The organism is Christensenella hongkongensis (assembly GCF_000981035.1).
Taxonomy (GTDB): domain Bacteria; phylum Bacillota; class Clostridia; order Christensenellales; family Christensenellaceae; genus Christensenella; species Christensenella hongkongensis.
Genome location: NZ_LAYJ01000133.1, coordinates 160,930 through 177,299, shown reverse-complemented (window position 1 = coordinate 177,299; position 16,370 = coordinate 160,930). Strand labels below are relative to the sequence as shown.

Below are 16,370 nucleotides of genomic sequence, written 5' to 3'. Positions count from 1 at the left end.
TTTACTCATCGAAAGGAGTTTTTGTTATGCTGACCATTGAAAATTTACAGGTAAAATACAGGGAGCAGACAGCGCTTTGCATTACAAAACCAATCGTTATCCGCGAAAACGACCGCATCGGCGTGATTGGTTCAAACGGTGCGGGCAAAACAACGCTTGTCAAATCCGTGCTCGGCCTGACTCGCTATGAAGGCCATATAAAAACCCGCCTGACGCCCGAGCAAATTGCCGTCCATATGCAGCAAAACAATTATGTCCGAACCATGACTGTAAAAAACATTATGGAAACCGTCCTTGACACCGCAATCCGCACCAACGGAAAACTGCAGGAGCTGATCGGCTTTTTTTCTTTTGAAAGCTGCCTGTACAAACGCTTTCAAATGCTTTCCGGCGGTGAGAAGCAGCGCTTTACTATCATACTCGTACTCATGCAGGACGCGCCTCTCACGTTTTTTGACGAGGTTACGTCCGGCCTTGACTTTGAAACACGGCAAAAGCTGATGGATACTCTCGTAGACTGGTACCGCGGCAAAAAAACAGCGCTTTGTATGGTATCCCATTACTATGACGAGCTTGAACGGATTGCGGACAAGCTGTTGATTTTAGAAAAAGGTTTTGTCGTCGATTTTGGCGGCACAGACGAGCTGTTTTTAAAATACTGCGGGAAATCCATCATGACCATCGAGAATACGGAATTTAACCGTTCCCTCACAGCAAATTTCAAGACGATAGAATCTCCGCGCCACCTGCTCTCCTTTTCCTGCCCCGACGGGACCGCGGAAACAGAGCTTGCCTCCTTATTTATCCAAAACAATGTAAATTACAGGCGGAGCAACCGGGACATCGAAAGTATTTTTACAGTCGCTGTACGGCGCTTCTATGAAAAAAGGAGGGATTTACAATGAAACAAAAAAGAATAAGTCTTCGTCTCATTCGATACGAACTCCTCAATACAGCGGGAAACTGGTTCACTATCTTTTTTGGGATTGCGTTTCCAATCCTGATGTCCCTTTTAATTGCAAACGTATTTCTGGGCGAGCTTCCGCAGGAGGCGATCCCCGCAGCGAATACGGGCGTATTTCTTTCCATGAGTATTGTAATTCCATTGGCGACGCTGCTTATCGGCTATGCCGCCAATTACTCACAGGAACTGGAAAACGAGGTGCCGCTGCGCCTGTGCCTGTTTGGCTACCACGAGCAGAGTATGCTGGGCGCAAAAATGATTGCCAACCTCATTTTTATGACAATCGCGCTTGTTATCTACACAGTCTTCGATTCTATCTTTTTGAGGCTGCAAATCCCTGCGCCTGCTTCCGCGCTGATTTTGATCGCGTCTCTTTACCTGCTTGCGATTATCCTGTTTGTCCTTGCGCATGCAATCGCCTCTCTTACCGGAAAGTTCGGGCCCACATACGGCATCACCATGACGCTGTATTTCTTTTTTCTGATTATTTGCGGCATGATGGGCCTGCCTGTGGATAAACTCCCGCAGGGCCTGCAAATGGTTGCCAAAGCGCTTCCCATGACCTACATCAGTACGGATTTCCAAAGCTTCTGGCAGGGTGGCGATTATGATTTTGCACCCTTTCTCCTGTCCTTCCTCCTTCTTGGCCTCGTCGCTTTCGCGTTTCTCGCGCTCAGCATCCGCAAGAACAGGCGAAAGCTCAGTTAAACGGCAAAGACCGCCGGATTTCTTCCCGCGGTCTTTTATTTTATGGGTACATAAATATCGATTTGCGACTCTGGATTGTCCGGCCCGCGGAACCGTTCGTCATACAGCTCGAAGTCCTCGCCATAATCAAGCTGAGTGCCACTCGCCGGAAACCAGGTTCCCCAAATGAAGTCAAAGGTTTCCCTCAGGCGCGCAAGACTTCCCGTATGCGTAAAAACCGCATATTTTCCTGCGTGCAGTATTTTTTGTTCGAACTGCTCCGGCAGCCCTTTGGCGCTTTCCACCTCGATGCCTACAAATTCCGAAAACACCGCATCCCTGTTCATGGTATAAACCGTCTCATCTGTCTCGCATATCCCAAAACGGCGTGCGTTTTTCGCCCGGCCTGTGATCATTCCTTCCATTTCCAAAAAACGTTTCCAAAGCAGCGGCACAACATTTTTACCGATCGTCGTCTGTCCGCGCAGCCCTGCAACGGCCGCCCCCTCAAACTTCACAATTTGAGGCCGTACCGTTACATTTCCCGCTATGTGCCTCAATAACCCGGGCTGCAATCTTTTTTTAGCGCCAACGATCACGTCCCGCCTGTTTCTTCTGTACTGTGCAGGGCTTACACAGTACACTGCCTTGAACGCCCTGCTAAATGCTTCTGAAGAACCAAACCCGTTTTCCACTGCAATATCGATCACCCGTTTATCTGTATAAAGAAGCTTGTGCGCTCCATCCGCCAGCCTGCGTTTTTTGATATAACTGCCCATCGGCTCTCCCAGCATATTTGAAAACAGGCGCGTCAAATGATAATAAGAGTATCCTGCTTTTTGCGCCGCTTCCTGTGCGCCGACACTTCCAAGGTCGTCTTCAATGACCGAGACTGCGCGCTCCAATGCCTCCAGTTTATCCAATGGTTTCCTCCCTCAAAGGTAATGCTTCATACAAACCGCGCGGCGAAGGCTCGGGCTCCATTGCAATGCGCTCCCTGCTTTCTTTGAGCGGCGTATCCACCCCATAACATTTCCAGCCATTCTGTTCTATCCCTCCCCAGCACAGCTCTATTGTACCATCATTTACATCCAGCAGCATACTTTTTGTCGTTCCAAAAAAATCCTTGTAATATGGGCAGTACAGTCCCTGTGGATATTTTTCGTGCAGCAGCTTCCTGAGCAAGCCGCTGTCCACACGCTGCGTAGTTTCCAGGAAATTCCTGATTTTTTCATACCGCACGAGCGAATGCCGCATTGCAAACGGTTCCCTCCTGATAAGCAAAGGAAGCGCCGCATGGTTTGTTGCGAATAAATATTGTTCCTGCGTATCCGTTCCGATTTGCCTGATCCCGGTCTCCCCATCGAGCGTTTCAAACAGCGCGGCGTTGCCTGCCTTATCCGCCAGAATCAGGTTGATATTGTATGCGATTGGCATTCCATCCAAATAATCGATTGCCTGGGCAACATCCGCGCAATTTTCCAGCAGCGTGCGGATCACAGCCCAAAACTGCAACCCGCGTAACGCGGGCGCTCGCATCCCTTTTGGCGCTCCCACCGGCAATCCGCAGGAGCTCATCGTGACCGCAAGTCCACATTCGTTTACTCCCTCATCCCTTCCAAGCTGCATCGCAGTCGTCCCAATATGCGTATATTTTCCCTTTACGCTCGTACGCGCAAGAATAAAATCTTCTGCCGCCGGAGAAAATTCATAGCTCCTTGCAAGCATTGTATGCCTGTTTTCCGTGCGTTGCGGAAGCACCACGGCCTGCGAACACCGCGGCACCAGATATGTCATGGTATAATATGCGCTGATTTCCGGCGGGAAACCAAGCACATCAGCAACGCCCTCAATCTCTTCGTTGATTCCGCTGCACCATTGCTCCAGCAGGTGCCTTGCATATATCATATCCTGTGCGCCCAGGCCGCATGGTTGCTGCGGGATTCCCGGCTTCGGATAACGTTTTATGTGTTCCCCCATCCTGCGGCCAATCTCATAATTCGTACCTGCGAGTTCCAGACAAGTTGCTTGCGTGTATATCATTTGTTTCTCCTGCGCTTTCTTTTCCTTTATTGTAGCAATCCTGCCGGATTAAAAATGATAATTCCTGCTGTTTTTGAAAAAAGATAATTTTTGCACAAAAAAACCGGCAGGATAACTGCCGGTTTTTTAAGTATTATCAGAACTTATTCCTGTCCGTATAATTTGCCCCGCCTTTTTTCGCAGGCGGTTTTTGCTGCCGTTGTTTTGGTGGGCGCTGCTGTGTCTTTGATGGTTCAATATTCTCCACGGACATATGGTTACGCGGCTTTTGCTGTGCCTGTCTGTGCTGCTGCGGCCTTTGCTGCGGCAACTGCCCCTGCGCCTGACGCTGTCCGTTTATGGGCTTCGCCGGACGGCCATTCGATCCGTTCTTACCGCCTTTACCGTTTCTCGGTTTTCCAAACGCAGTAAAGCCCGCTTTTTTGTTCTTATGGATAAACACACCCAGCACAATCGCCACTACCACAATCGCAATGACAACAATCAGCAGAATCATCAGCATATTTCCCATGCCGCCGATTCCCTGATCAAGCGTCATTGTAACGGGAGTTGCCGCTTTTTCCACCTGCGTGCCGTCAGGAAGCGTCGCGCTGATCTGGAATGTCAGCGTTGTCGTCTTATCGATTTCGATCGACTTTTTGATCTCCTGCTGCGCGTCCGTCATGGAGGCTATCGTCTCGATATCTCCAAGCGTGGCTTCCGTGATTTTTACGTCCTTAAGCTCCACACCTGAATTATTTTTTACGATAAAGGTAAATTCAACCGGCCCCGCCTTGGTAAGCGTAAGCGTTGGAATACTGATGTCCATTCCGATAGCCGTTGCAGGATCTACTTCCTGCACTGTGATGCTGACCGGGCTCGACGTTGCCTTCACGCTGTTCCCGTCGGCATCCTCGCCTGTCACGGTAAACGAAATGCTGTCCGTTTTCTCCGCCACGATGCTTGCGGTGCCTGTAACGCTTCCATTACCTTCCACAGTTGTCGCGGAAAGCTTTACGTTGTTTCCTGCCGAATCGGTCGCTTTCAGGTTCCTGATTTTATCAGAACTGCTGTTCTTTACCGTGATCTGAAAAGCCACCGTGCTTCCCGAAACTACAGTCGTATTATCTGCTGTAGCAGAAATGGAAAGCGCATCTGCCGCCGCGCTTGCCGACGACTCGGCATCGTCTTCGCCTTTGATCTTAACGCTTACGGTATCTGCCTTTGCCGTTCCCTTTTCACCATTCGCCGTATAGCTGAATACCGGCTTCACTTCCACCCCCGCCGAAAGCGTGGGGCTCCATGTCATGGTCTTTTTTTCACCGGCCTTCAGCGTAAACGTATCTCCAAGCTGGTCTCCGCCATTGAGCGGCGGCGCTTTGAGCGATACCTTTTCCAGCGTCACATTCCCGTTGTTTTCCAGAACAAAGGTAAACTTTACCTTGCCGCCCTTATCGATTTCCTTTTTATCTACACTGGCGCTTGCCTGTGCGTCAACAACGGAATCCTTTTTGGTAATGGTCGCCGATGCGCTCACAGACTTCTCGTTTCCGTTCGCGTCCGTAAAATCCGCAGTGAACTCGAGGGGCGTATCCAGCATATCGCTCGATACCTCCCATTCGGAGTTGGATTTTGTACCGGAATCCCCCGCCGCGATACTTCCTATCGAGGCCGGATCCGTGCCCGGAAAGGTAACGGACACATCCGTGATTTCATTATCCGTATTGTTTTGCACGGTTGCCTTAACCGATACGGTGCCCGCTCCCGTCAGGGATTTTGGGCTGATCTCCACAGTCAGCTTTACCGAACCGGCGGCAAACGCCGTTACGCCCGTTGCAAAGCAAAGCGCAGCTGCAAGCGCAATCACAAGTAAAACCGATATGATTCTTTTTTTCAAATGTTTTCCCTCCGTTTAAAGGTCAAATTTCGCAGTATTTCCGGAGTCATGGGAAACTCAGAGCTTTTCTGTCCATCCGAATTTATCTTCTATTTCGCCATACTGGATGCCAGTGAGGATGTCATAGAATTCAAGCGCCAGTTTTCCCATCTTACCGCCTGCAACGGTAATCGTTTCATCTCCGTATACAAACTCCCCGACGGGGCTTACCACCGCCGCCGTGCCTGTGCCGAACGCTTCGCTCATCGCTCCCGATTTCGCAGTCTCGATCACTTCCTCAACCGACACTCTGCGTTCCTCCACAGTGATGCCCATATCGCGCGCAATCGTCATGACGCTGTCGCGCGTAATTCCGGGCAGGATACTTCCGTCAAGATCCGGTGTTACCAGTTTTCCGTCGATCACAAACATAATGTTCATGGAACCGACCTCTTCCACATATTTGCGTTCTTCCGCATCCAGCCACAACACCTGGTCGCAGCCCTTTTCATGCGCCTCAACTCCCGCAATCAGGCTTGCCGCATAGTTGCCTGCCGTTTTTGCAAAGCCCATGCCGCCCTTTGCCGCGCGCACATATTCCTGTTCTATCAAAATTTTGACCGGCTGCAGCCCATGCGCATAATAAGCGCCCACAGGCCCCATCATGATATAAAACGCATATTCCCTTGCCGCACTCACCCCAATAAACGGATCCATGCCGATGTAGTTCGGACGAATGTAGAGCGAGGTTCCTTTTGATTTTGGAATCCAGTCTTTTTCGACCACAACAAGCTCACGCAATGCTTTGTGTGCAAATTCTTCATCAATCAGGGGCATTGCAAGACGCTTTGCGGAATTGTTGAGCCTCTTAAAATTATCCGCAGCGCGAAACAGTGCAATATCTCCTGTCACCTGCCGATATGCCTTTAACCCCTCGAATACCTCCTGGCCGTAGTGAAAAACCGTCGCAGCAGGCGAAATACTGAAATTCTCGTATTTCCTGATCTCTGCGTCGTGCCATCCCTGGCCTTCGGTATAGTTCATGATGAACATATAATCCGAAAAGATCGTTCCGAAACCTAATTTACTTTCATCGTCCGGTTTCTTTTTCAGTTGGTCCGTTTCCAAAAATTTGATATCCATACCCATCATTCCTTACTTATATAAATTTATTCAAAAGACTCTTTACTTACCGGCCGGCCTACATAACACTCCCCAGCCTCACGATAGACCGCCGCTCCCAGGAAGGCCTCACTGACTTTTTTAGCCACCGCAGGATAATATTCTTTTTCAAGCGTCATACGGGCGTTCACCTTTTCGCCAAATTCGGCTTCCACTGTAGCCCCATATTCATTTGCTATGTTCATCAGTTTGGCATAGTCGGCATACTCAACAGAAAAATCCAGTTGCACAGCCAAAGTCTTTTTTTCAAGCTGCGCTTCCCTTAACGCCTCGCTCACGCTTTGCGAATAGGCACGCACCAGACCTCCCGCACCAAGAAGCGTACCGCCGAAATACCGCGTCACAACCGCAAGGATATTGGTCACTCCGCTGCGTTTTAAAACCTCGAGCATCGGTACGCCCGCAGTGCCCTGCGGCTCTCCGTCATCCGAGCTTCGCAGGAATGACGAATCCGGGCCGATTACCATTGCCGAGCAATTATGCGCCGCGTTGTAATGCTTTTTTTTGATCTTCGCAAGCTCGTCTGCCGCCTGCTGCTCTGTTTCCACCGGAATCAGGCTGCATAAAAACCTTGATTTTTTGATTACAAGCTCATGCTGCGTTTGTTGCCTGATGCAGATATATCCGCGAAACCTTTCCTTTTTATCCACGTTCGTTACCGTGCCCTATGAGACAAGCTTCACACGATGGAATACCTTTTTGCCTTTTTTAATCATCAGTTCTCCGTCCGCGAAATCCTGCTCGGCGACTTCCCTGAACTCGTCGGTTACTTTTTCGCCGTTCAGCAGTACACCGCCGCCGGTAATCAGCCTGCGGCCCTCCCCGCGCGACTTCGTGAGCCCGCATTCTATCATAATGTCTATAAGCTGCGGCTTCTCTTTGAGCTGCGCCATGGCAAGCTCCGTGGTCGGTATGCTTCCGCCCGCGCCCGCGCCGCCAAACAACGCCTCCGCAGCCTGTTGCGCCTCTTTTGCAGCCTGCTCTCCATGTACCTGTTTTGTTATCTCAAATGCAAGTATCTTTTTTGCATCATTGATCTCGCTATCCTTTAATGCCGACAGCCTGTTTACTTCCTCCATCGGCAGGAACGTCAGCAGCGAAAGGCATGTTTTTACGTCCGCATCCGCAACATTCCTCCAGTATTGGTAAAAATCATAAGGCGACGTTTTTTCCGGATCAAGCCACACTGCCCCGGATTCGGTTTTGCCCATCTTTTTGCCGTCGCTCTTCAAAAGCAGTGTGATCGTAAGGCCATACGCTTCCTTTTGCTCTTTGCGGCGGATAAGGTCGGCGCCCGCAAGGATGTTCGACCATTGGTCGTCCCCGCCCATTTCGAGCTTGCAGCCATATTTGCGGTTTAATACCAAAAAGTCGTATGCCTGCATCAGCATATAGTTGAACTCAAAAAATGTAAGGCCCTTTTCAAGCCGCTCCTTGTAGCACCGCGCCGTGAGCATACTGTTCACAGAAAAACACGTGCCGATCTCCCGCAGGAATTCCACATAATTAAGGTCTAAAAGCCAGTCTGCGTTATCCACCATGATGGCTTTATTGTCTGAAAAATCAAGAAATTTGCCAATCTGCCGCTTGAATATCTCCGCATTATGCGCGATTACTTCGCGCGTCATCATCCGGCGCATATCGGATTTCCCGCTTGGATCGCCGATCATCGTCGTACCGCCGCCAATGAGGACAATCGGCACATGTCCGGCGCGCTGCATGTGCGCCATTGCCATCAGCTGGACAAAGTGCCCTACGTGCAGGCTGTCCGCAGTCGCGTCGAACCCAACGTAAAATTTTACGCTTTCCTTGCCAAGCATTTCTTTGAGGCCCTCATGTGTGGTCTGCTTCAAAAAGCCTCTTTCCTGTAATGTATCAAAAACGTTCGCTGCCATTTATCTAAACTCCTAAAAAAATTCTGTTTGATTGTACCCAGCCGCGCCTCCCCTGACCAGCCGGAAGGTTCAGCCGCTCTTACACAAAAGCCCACATATCCGCGTCCCTTCCAACTGGAAAGCCGCGAACCGGAATATTTTATACAAATTCCCGGATAATCCGCCCCATTCTTTCCACGCCCTTTTCTATGTCCGGAATGGACGGCATGGAAAAATTCATACGCAGCGTATTCTCGTGCCCGCCATCCGCGTAAAACGGAGGCCCGGATACAAACGCCACTTTTTGCGCGACACACGCTTCAAACAGCTTGCGCGAATCCATCCCGGCGGGAAGCGTCACCCATACAAACAATCCGCCCTGCGGATCTGTACGCTGTACGCCGTCCGGAAAATGCTTGTCGATTGCTTCGCACATTGCGTCGCGCTGCTTTTTATATTCCCTGCACAGCATTTTAACATGGTCGTCATAATAACCGCGCTTCAAAAACTCCATCACCATCGTCTGCGTGAGGTTTGAGGTGTGCACGTCGGCCCCCTGCTTGAGCAGGTTAAACTTCGCGATGATATCCCTGTTCGCAATCGCGTAGCCCACGCGCAGCCCCGGCGAAATCGTCTTGGAAAAGCTCGAAAGCTTGCAAACAATGCCGCTGTTGTCAAGCGCCTTGATGCTTCTTAACGGCTCGCCGCTGTAACGGAGCTCTGCATACGGATCGTCTTCCAGAATCAAAACGCCGTATTTGCTGCAGATGTCGTATACCTGCTGCCTTTTTTCCGCGCTCATTGTTATGCCGGAAGGGTTCTGGAACGTTGGTATCGTATAAAAAAACTTGGGTTTATACTTTTTGATCTGCTCTTCAAGCAGCGTGGTATCCACCCCGTCGTTTTGCATTGGAACGGTCCTTATTTGCGCGTCTGCCAGCCGGAAAGTCTGCAACGCCCCCAAAAACGAAGGAGACTCGGCAAGCATAACGTCGCCCGGCTCGATCATCGTATGGGCAAAAAAGTCAATACCCTGCGAGGATCCGGAAATCACGACCAAATCGTCGTCTTCCTTCATGATGTCCGCGTTTCTTACTTTCAGCAGCTCGATAAACTGCGCCACGCCAAGCGTTCCGCCATATTGCAGGACGCTTTTGCCCTGCTCCGCGATGATTTCCTCGCTGATTTCCGCCAGCGTTTCCGACGGGAATAAATCCGGCGAAGGATTCCCCCCCGCAAACGAAATCATGCCCGGCACGCCAAGCAGGCTGAATATCTTACGGATCTCGCTTCCGCCAACGCCGTCAAAGCGTTTTGCAAATCGGTACATTGCTTTTGCCATTCCTTCCATGAAAATAATTATACGCATTATATTATATAATTTTCGTGCGTCAATTTCAAGGAAAAGTGCAAGAAACACCGCATTTTGGAAAATATCCGGCTCCCATAACCTTTCGATTTTACATGCTTATTCTTTCTATTCCCTGCCGGACTGTGTATAATAGATTTCATAATGATATGATATCCGGTCCATTCGCGGGATATTGATTGCCTGCCGTGGATATCACAATCACGCAATACTTAACAGGAGAACAAAAAATATGACAGGAGATTATGTACGCCTGCTTGCCGATACGGCGGCAAACACAGGGCAGGCTGCGGAAAGTGCGTTTGATGTATGGAACAGGGAAACTTTTTCACTCGGGCTGGTTAATACGCTGATCTATGCGGCGATCGTCACCGGGATTACCTTTCTGATCATCAAGCTGATTCAGCATTTCCTGGCAAAAAAACTTTCCGGGAATATGCGTATTTTTTACCGGCTTATTTATGTGGCGATCATTGTGATCGCAGTTTTTTCCGTCCTGATGACCATCAAGCCGCTTAACAGCCTTGGTACTGCTATTCTTGCAAGCTCGGGAATCGCCGCCGTAGTCATCGGCCTTGCAGCGCAGCAAACGCTTGGCAATGTGTTCAGCGGCATATCGATCAGCGCGTCAAAACCGTTCGAGGTTGGGGAATATATCGAGATACTCGACGTTACCCCTCCCCTTATGGGCGTTGTGAAGGACATCGGCCTTCGGCATACAACCATCATTGACGCAACCAATAAAAGCATCGTGATTCCAAACAGCGTAATTGATAAAAACATCGTACGCGCGCTGCATAACAACGAAGAAACGACCGTATGCAGCTTCCTTGACGTGGGAATCTCTTACGGCAGCGATATTGACTTGGCAATGAAGCTTCTGGCAGATATCGTGGGCGCTCACAAAGACTCTTTGGATGTACGTACTCCGGAAGAAAAGGCGCAGGGTGCGCCAGCCGTCACCGTACGCGTTCAGGAGCTTGCCGAATCGTCGATCAAGCTGCGCGCGTTCGTTTGGACAAAGGACGCCGGCACAAGCTTTCCTACGCTTTCTGACCTGCGTTACGAGACAAAAAAGGTATTTGACAGGAACGGGATAGAAATCCCTTATCCCTACCGCAGTATTGTGATGAAACATGAGGAAACAAAAATATAGCGTCCGGCGGCAATCCTGTAACACGCCGTCATATGGCATCTGCCGGACAGGATATATGCTTATTTTCATTCATGGGGTTTAACGCCCTTGAAGAACTCCGCGAAATCAACCTGATAAATTTGCTGAAGCGCAACCAAATCCGTTACCTTGATATTACGCGTGCCCGCCTCGATTTTCGAGTAAGCCGTACGTTCAATGACGCTTCCCAGTAAATTCATTTTCGCGACGAGCTCCTCTTGCGTCAACCCTGCCTGATTACGCAGTTTCCGTAAATTATCGGGTAACGAAGCATTTTGAAGAATCAAATTTTCCATTTACATGAATCCTCTTTTGATTTTTGACTGATCGTCATTTTTTTAATTGTATAATAGAATTGCTTTATAATGTTGACCAGATAGTCAATACGCAAAAAAGTTTGTCAAATGTCGAATAAAATGGAAACAATGATTTATATGAATAGATGAAAAAACGGTATGGTAGAAACCACAATACCGTTTAAAACCCATGCTTTTTATGAAATTTCACAGCATAGATATGTGATCGCCCGGATACTCGAAGGCAAGCGCATGAGACGCCGCCCTTCGGAGACGCGCCGTACAACTCAGGAAAAAAACACTGTGTACGGCGCTCTGCATTCGTCTATCAGAGCAAATATGGTTCAACGTGATACGACTTCTCAAGCTCCTCATTGCGGCATCTTATGTGCTCGCCGGCAGGTGTTCCACAAATCTCTTACACATTATTGCCAACGCCGGGTTAGCTCATTGCGTGAAAATGCCTTTGCGCACGAAGTAAGCAGGCTTTGAAGGCAATGAGCTAACCCGGCGTGAAATGAAGCGATGTAATAATAAGTCCCCCGAGCGATATCACATACGTTATGCTTCCTGCAGTTTTCTCTGGCGTTCGTCCAGAATGAGCGCGTCGATCATTTCATCCATATCCCCGTCAAGAAACGCCTCCAGCTTATAAAGCGTCATGCCGATGCGGTGATCCGTTACACGGCCCTGCGGGAAGTTGTATGTACGGATACGTTCGCTGCGGTCTCCGGAGCCTACCTGGCTGCGGCGGTTTTCCGAAAGCTCGCTGTCCGCCGCATCCTTATACAAGTCATATAAACGCGAAGCGAGTACCTTCATCGCTTTTGCCTTATTTTTGATCTGTGATTTTTCATCCTGGCATGTGACGACAAGCCCTGACGGTAAATGCGTAATACGCACCGCGCTGTCCGTTGTATTGACACTCTGCCCTCCATGCCCGCCGCTGCGGAACACATCTACGCGAAGGTCGTTTGGATTCAGGTCCACCTCCACCTCTTCTGCTTCCGGCAGCACCGCCACCGTTGCGGCAGACGTATGGATTCTTCCTGAGGATTCCGTATCCGGCACGCGCTGCACACGGTGCACGCCGCTTTCGTACTTCAGGCGCGCATAAGCTCCCTTTCCGGCGATGGAAACGACCATTTCTTTCACGCCGCCAAGCTCCGTCACATTGGACGAGAGCGTTTCCACCGTAAAGCCATGCCGTTCCGCGTAACGCAGGTACATCCGCAGCAGGTCTCCTCCAAAAAGCGCGGCTTCGTCGCCGCCCGTTCCCGCACGGATTTCCAGAATAACGTTCTTTTCGTCATTTTTATCCTTGGGAATCAGCAATACCTTAAGCTCTGCTTCCATTTCCTCTTTTTCTTTCTCAAGCGGCGCGAGCTCTTCCTTTGCCAGTGCAAGGAATTCATCGTCCGTCTCTGTTTCCATAATCTCCCTGTTCTGGGCAATATGGTCAAGGATCATGGCATACCTGTCGTATGCTTCGACGATCTCTGCAATCGAGGCCTGTTCCTGAGCGAGCGAGCGAAACCTGTCCTGGTTTCCGATCACCTCCGGGTTGGAAAGCTCCTTTGAAATAGCGTCGTAACGTTCTTTGATTGTTTTGAGTTTATCAAGCATATATGATTCTCCGCAAAATCTAAATTTTTTATTGTTTCATTGAGACAATCCTGCCCCTGTTATGCCATGACAGCGCACACAAACCGTGGCCTGCCGGCCATATCGCATCCGCTTTCTATCTTATCAAATCCTGCCTCTTCAAGCAAGGCGCACACGCGCGCTTCCTGTGTGTCGCCGATCTCAAAAACGACCGCGCCGCCCGGGTTCAAAACAGGCGGCAGCTCCTTTGCCGCCCGCTCATAAAACAGGTATCCTTCGTTTGCCGCAAGAAGCGCGCTTTGCGGTTCGTAATCCCTTACCTGCGGTTCCAGCCCTTTGTAATCCCGCGCACTGATGTAAGGCGGATTGCACACTACAAGATCGAAGGTTTCGCAGATGTTTTCCAGAAAATCCCCCTGGACAAAGCTGCAGCACTGATCCGGCACAAGCGCGCGGGCGTTCTCTTTTGCCACCTCAAGCGCTCCCGCCGATAAATCTGCAAAGCAAATTTTGCCAAATCGTCCCTCGGCTGCAAGCGTCACCCCAATGATACCGCTGCCACAGCAAAGATCAAGCGCCTTGATGTACCCGCGCTCCCGCGCAAGGCTAAGCGCCCTTTCCACAACGGGCTCCGTATCGTAACGCGGAATCAGCACGCGCTCATCCACATAAAACCGCCGCCCGTAGAAATACTTTTCACCCAACACATACGCAAGTGGCCTGCCGGAAAGCCGCGCAAGCGTCAGCCCCTGCACCTCGGGCTCCTGATTGCAGGCATCGAAAAAGCGCAGGTACAGCTGCGAAAAATCGCCGCCGTACACGTGCGCTAATATCATCTTCGCCTCTGTGGCAGCCTCCTCAAAGCCCGCCTGCTCAAGCGTTCTTAAAGTATTATGGTAAACCTCTCCCCAATTACTCATTTATCTCGAGCGCCGACGCAGTAAGTCCTTCAGGCGCCGCCTCAGCCTGCGCCGCATCTGCTGCGTCCGCAAAATCAGCCGGCGATCCGTCGATCTTGTGGCTGTAATCCCTCGCCATTTTATCGATTTCCTCGTCCGTCTTTTTGTCCTCTGCCGCAAGGAACGACACAAGCGCCACCTCCAGCATTCCATCGTCCGGTTCGCGCGTCGTAAGGTATTGCAAGGCCATACCCGGCTTTCTGAGCGCCTCCGTAAACTTATTCTCGTACTTTGCAAGAAGCTTCAGCACTTCGTAGGATACGCCTGCGACGATTGGGAGCATCGCAAGGCGAAGGCCAATGCGGACCGCCCAGTTGTCGCTCCAGCCAAGCAGCGTAAAGAGCAGGATGGAAATAATCATGACGATCAAAAGAAAGCTTGTTCCGCAACGCGGGTGTAACCGCGTATTCTGGCGCGCGTGCTCCACGTCCATCGGCATATCATGCTCAAAACAGTTGATCACCTTATGCTCTGCGCCATGGTAACCAAACAGGCGTTTAATATCCTTCATATTGCTGATCGCCACGAGGTAAATCAAAAACATTCCCACGCGGATCAGCCCGTCGATCAGATTTTTGCCAAACGCTGTGTGTACGTAAGGCGTAATCCAGCCTGTAATCAGGTTGGGCAGGATAAAAAACAGGCCGACTGCAATCACAAGGGCGATCACAACCGCAAAAACGATTGCCACGTCCATTGGGTTTTTGCCAGTCTTTTCCGCGATATACTCTTCTGTTTTGCTCGGTTCGAGCTCTTCATCCTCCGGATCATACATCCGCGCTGCATCTGTAATCGTCTTGACGCCGGAAACCATCATTTCTATAAAATTGACCACGCCGCGGATAATCGGCACTCCTAATATTTTATAACGGGTGGAAAGCGACTGCGAGTCCTGCTTTTGTGTTACGATCTCGCCGGATTCCCTGCGCACTGCAATCGCCGTTTTTTCCGGCGAGCGCATCATAACGCCCTCAAGAACCCCCTGTCCTCCGATACTTGTTCTTTTCATGCTTTGCTCCTTATGCCGCAAAAACGCGGCTTTTGCATACTGCAAAAAAACAGACCGTGAACCTTAAAAACGTCACGGTCTGCAGTCTTTTAAAACACGTCAAAATAAACAGTATTGTATTATTTAATGCCGTATCTTTTCTTAAATCTGTCTACACGACCGCCTGTATCAACAAGCTTCTGTTTTCCCGTGAAGAACGGATGGCATTTTGAACAAATATCAACTCTCATCTCTGGTTTTACAGAGCCGGTCTTAAAAGTTTCGCCGCACGCACACGTAACGGTGCATTCGCCATACTTCGGATGAATTCCTTCTTTCATTACCCTTCACCTCTTTCTTCCAAAAGTAGCATTATTTATTATAGCATAAGCGCAGCAAAAAGCAATGATTTTTTCCAATGTTTTTACAGATTGTTCATGTTTTTTTTATTTACATTGCATGGGCTTTTTTATATACTCTTAAAAAAACACAGGAAGGGATTTTACTTTTTTATGAAAAAACAAAAACGAAGCATCCTTTTTTTCCTGCTGATCGCATTTTTTGCGGTGAATCTTCCCATGGCTTACATCGGACAAAACAATATCGTTGAAATAACAGAATATGAAATAAAAAGCAGTAAAATTGATAGTCCCGTTACGCTTGTCCAGATTTCCGACCTGCACGAGAAATCCTTTGGAAAAGACAACTCCCGCCTGTTTGATACGGTCGAAAGTCTTAACCCTGACCTCATCTGCATCACGGGAGATATGATCTATCATTCCTATACGGACAGCCTGAATACCGCTTACATCGAAAACGTCGCAAGGCGTTGCTCCGGTATCGCCCCTTCGTTTTTTGTGACCGGAAACCACGAACGCTTCTGGGCGGACGAGGTGAAAAAACTGTTTTCCAAAAACGGGGTTGCCGTGCTCCATGGAAATGTGATTCCCCTTATCGTCGGGACAACTTCCCTTAACATTGGCGGAACTGACGACGCCACCGTTGATCCGGGCAGCATAGAAAAGCTCCGGTTCCCGGACTCCCGGCATTTCAATGTGCTGCTCGCACATACGCCGGATCCGTTCCGCGGAACCTACGACCAGAAAAAAGCCGATCTTGTCCTTTCCGGCCATACGCATGGCGGCCAGTTGCGCCTTCCCGGAGGCAAGGCGTTGTTTTCCCCCTCAGGCGAATGGCTTCCTGAATATTCGGACGGCCTTTACACCAGCGGCAGCACCACCATGATTTTAAGCAAGGGCCTTGGTTCAAGCGTCGTGCCTGTGCGCCTTTTCGCACAGCCGGAAATCGTGCTGGTCCGCCTTCTGCCGGCTGATTCCTGACGTTTGTCGGAACCGGCCGGCCTTTTCATCTGGA

Annotated in this window: 16 protein-coding genes; 4 read left to right on the top strand and 12 right to left on the bottom strand. The window is 49.9% G+C overall.

Annotated features, from left to right (window positions below; translation table 11 throughout):
- Window positions 1–26 precede the first annotated feature (26 nt).
- Together CHK_RS15045 and CHK_RS15040 are read left to right on the top strand one after the other, a co-directional pair.
- Window positions 27–905: an ATP-binding cassette domain-containing protein gene (locus tag CHK_RS15045; protein ID WP_046444877.1), complete on the top strand. Its 879-nt coding sequence runs from the start codon at window positions 27–29 to the stop codon at window positions 903–905.
- Entirely contained in the window at window positions 902–1,672 is a 771-nt protein-coding gene (locus CHK_RS15040) for an ABC transporter permease (RefSeq protein WP_046444876.1), read from the top strand. Before CHK_RS15045 ends, CHK_RS15040 begins: the two co-directional genes overlap by 4 nt.
- 35 nt (window positions 1,673–1,707) lie before the next feature.
- Here the strand turns inward: CHK_RS15040 and CHK_RS15035 are convergent, their stop codons facing one another.
- The 7 genes from CHK_RS15035 to CHK_RS15005 all read right to left on the bottom strand — a co-directional run bounded on the left by CHK_RS15035 (window position 1,708) and on the right by CHK_RS15005 (window position 9,947).
- A complete protein-coding gene (locus CHK_RS15035; RefSeq protein ID WP_046444875.1) occupies window positions 1,708–2,574 on the bottom strand; it encodes an AraC family transcriptional regulator in 867 nt (288 codons plus the stop codon).
- Window positions 2,567–3,694, bottom strand: a complete 1,128-nt coding sequence (locus tag CHK_RS15030; protein WP_046444874.1) for a C45 family autoproteolytic acyltransferase/hydolase — start codon at window positions 3,692–3,694, stop codon at window positions 2,567–2,569. The genes CHK_RS15035 and CHK_RS15030 overlap by 8 nt, the downstream gene beginning before the upstream one ends.
- A gap of 136 nt (window positions 3,695–3,830) precedes the next feature.
- A complete protein-coding gene (locus tag CHK_RS15025) occupies window positions 3,831–5,570 on the bottom strand; it encodes a COG1361 family protein (protein WP_046444873.1) in 1,740 nt (579 codons plus the stop codon).
- Window positions 5,571–5,627: 57 nt separating this feature from the next.
- A complete protein-coding gene (locus tag CHK_RS15020) occupies window positions 5,628–6,692 on the bottom strand; it encodes a branched-chain amino acid aminotransferase (RefSeq protein WP_046444872.1) in 1,065 nt (354 codons plus the stop codon).
- A 26-nt stretch (window positions 6,693–6,718) separates the two neighbouring features.
- Window positions 6,719–7,381: a YigZ family protein gene (locus CHK_RS15015; protein ID WP_046444871.1), complete on the bottom strand. Its 663-nt coding sequence runs from the start codon at window positions 7,379–7,381 to the stop codon at window positions 6,719–6,721.
- Between the two features lie 15 nt (window positions 7,382–7,396).
- Window positions 7,397–8,626 (bottom strand): tyrosine--tRNA ligase, encoded by a 1,230-nt coding sequence (gene tyrS / locus CHK_RS15010; RefSeq protein ID WP_046444870.1) that lies wholly within the window; start codon window positions 8,624–8,626, stop codon window positions 7,397–7,399.
- A gap of 139 nt (window positions 8,627–8,765) precedes the next feature.
- On the bottom strand, window positions 8,766–9,947 hold the full coding sequence (locus CHK_RS15005; RefSeq protein ID WP_160295698.1) for an aminotransferase-like domain-containing protein: 1,182 nt from the start codon (window positions 9,945–9,947) through the stop codon (window positions 8,766–8,768).
- Between the two features lie 259 nt (window positions 9,948–10,206).
- On the opposite strand from CHK_RS15005, the gene CHK_RS15000 reads away from it, so the two are divergent.
- A complete protein-coding gene (locus CHK_RS15000; protein ID WP_046444869.1) occupies window positions 10,207–11,130 on the top strand; it encodes a mechanosensitive ion channel family protein in 924 nt (307 codons plus the stop codon).
- Window positions 11,131–11,195: 65 nt separating this feature from the next.
- Here CHK_RS15000 and CHK_RS14995 read toward each other — a convergent pair whose 3' ends face one another.
- The 5 genes from CHK_RS14995 to rpmE all read right to left on the bottom strand — a co-directional run bounded on the left by CHK_RS14995 (window position 11,196) and on the right by rpmE (window position 15,337).
- Entirely contained in the window at window positions 11,196–11,444 is a 249-nt protein-coding gene (locus CHK_RS14995) for a helix-turn-helix domain-containing protein (RefSeq protein WP_046444868.1), read from the bottom strand.
- Between the two features lie 561 nt (window positions 11,445–12,005).
- The gene (gene prfA, locus CHK_RS14990; protein ID WP_046444867.1) at window positions 12,006–13,070 is read right to left on the bottom strand and encodes a peptide chain release factor 1; all 1,065 of its coding nucleotides are present in this window, start codon (window positions 13,068–13,070) and stop codon (window positions 12,006–12,008) included.
- Between the two features lie 59 nt (window positions 13,071–13,129).
- A complete protein-coding gene (gene prmC / locus CHK_RS14985; protein ID WP_046444866.1) occupies window positions 13,130–13,969 on the bottom strand; it encodes a peptide chain release factor N(5)-glutamine methyltransferase in 840 nt (279 codons plus the stop codon).
- Window positions 13,962–15,017: a DUF1385 domain-containing protein gene (locus tag CHK_RS14980; protein WP_052740639.1), complete on the bottom strand. Its 1,056-nt coding sequence runs from the start codon at window positions 15,015–15,017 to the stop codon at window positions 13,962–13,964. The genes prmC and CHK_RS14980 overlap by 8 nt, the downstream gene beginning before the upstream one ends.
- Window positions 15,018–15,136: 119 nt before the next feature.
- A complete protein-coding gene (gene rpmE / locus CHK_RS14975) occupies window positions 15,137–15,337 on the bottom strand; it encodes a 50S ribosomal protein L31 (RefSeq protein ID WP_046444865.1) in 201 nt (66 codons plus the stop codon).
- A gap of 171 nt (window positions 15,338–15,508) precedes the next feature.
- Between rpmE and CHK_RS14970 the strand changes: the two genes are divergently transcribed.
- Window positions 15,509–16,336, top strand: a complete 828-nt coding sequence (locus tag CHK_RS14970) for a metallophosphoesterase (RefSeq protein ID WP_046444929.1) — start codon at window positions 15,509–15,511, stop codon at window positions 16,334–16,336.
- The last annotated feature ends 34 nt before the right edge of the window (window positions 16,337–16,370 follow it).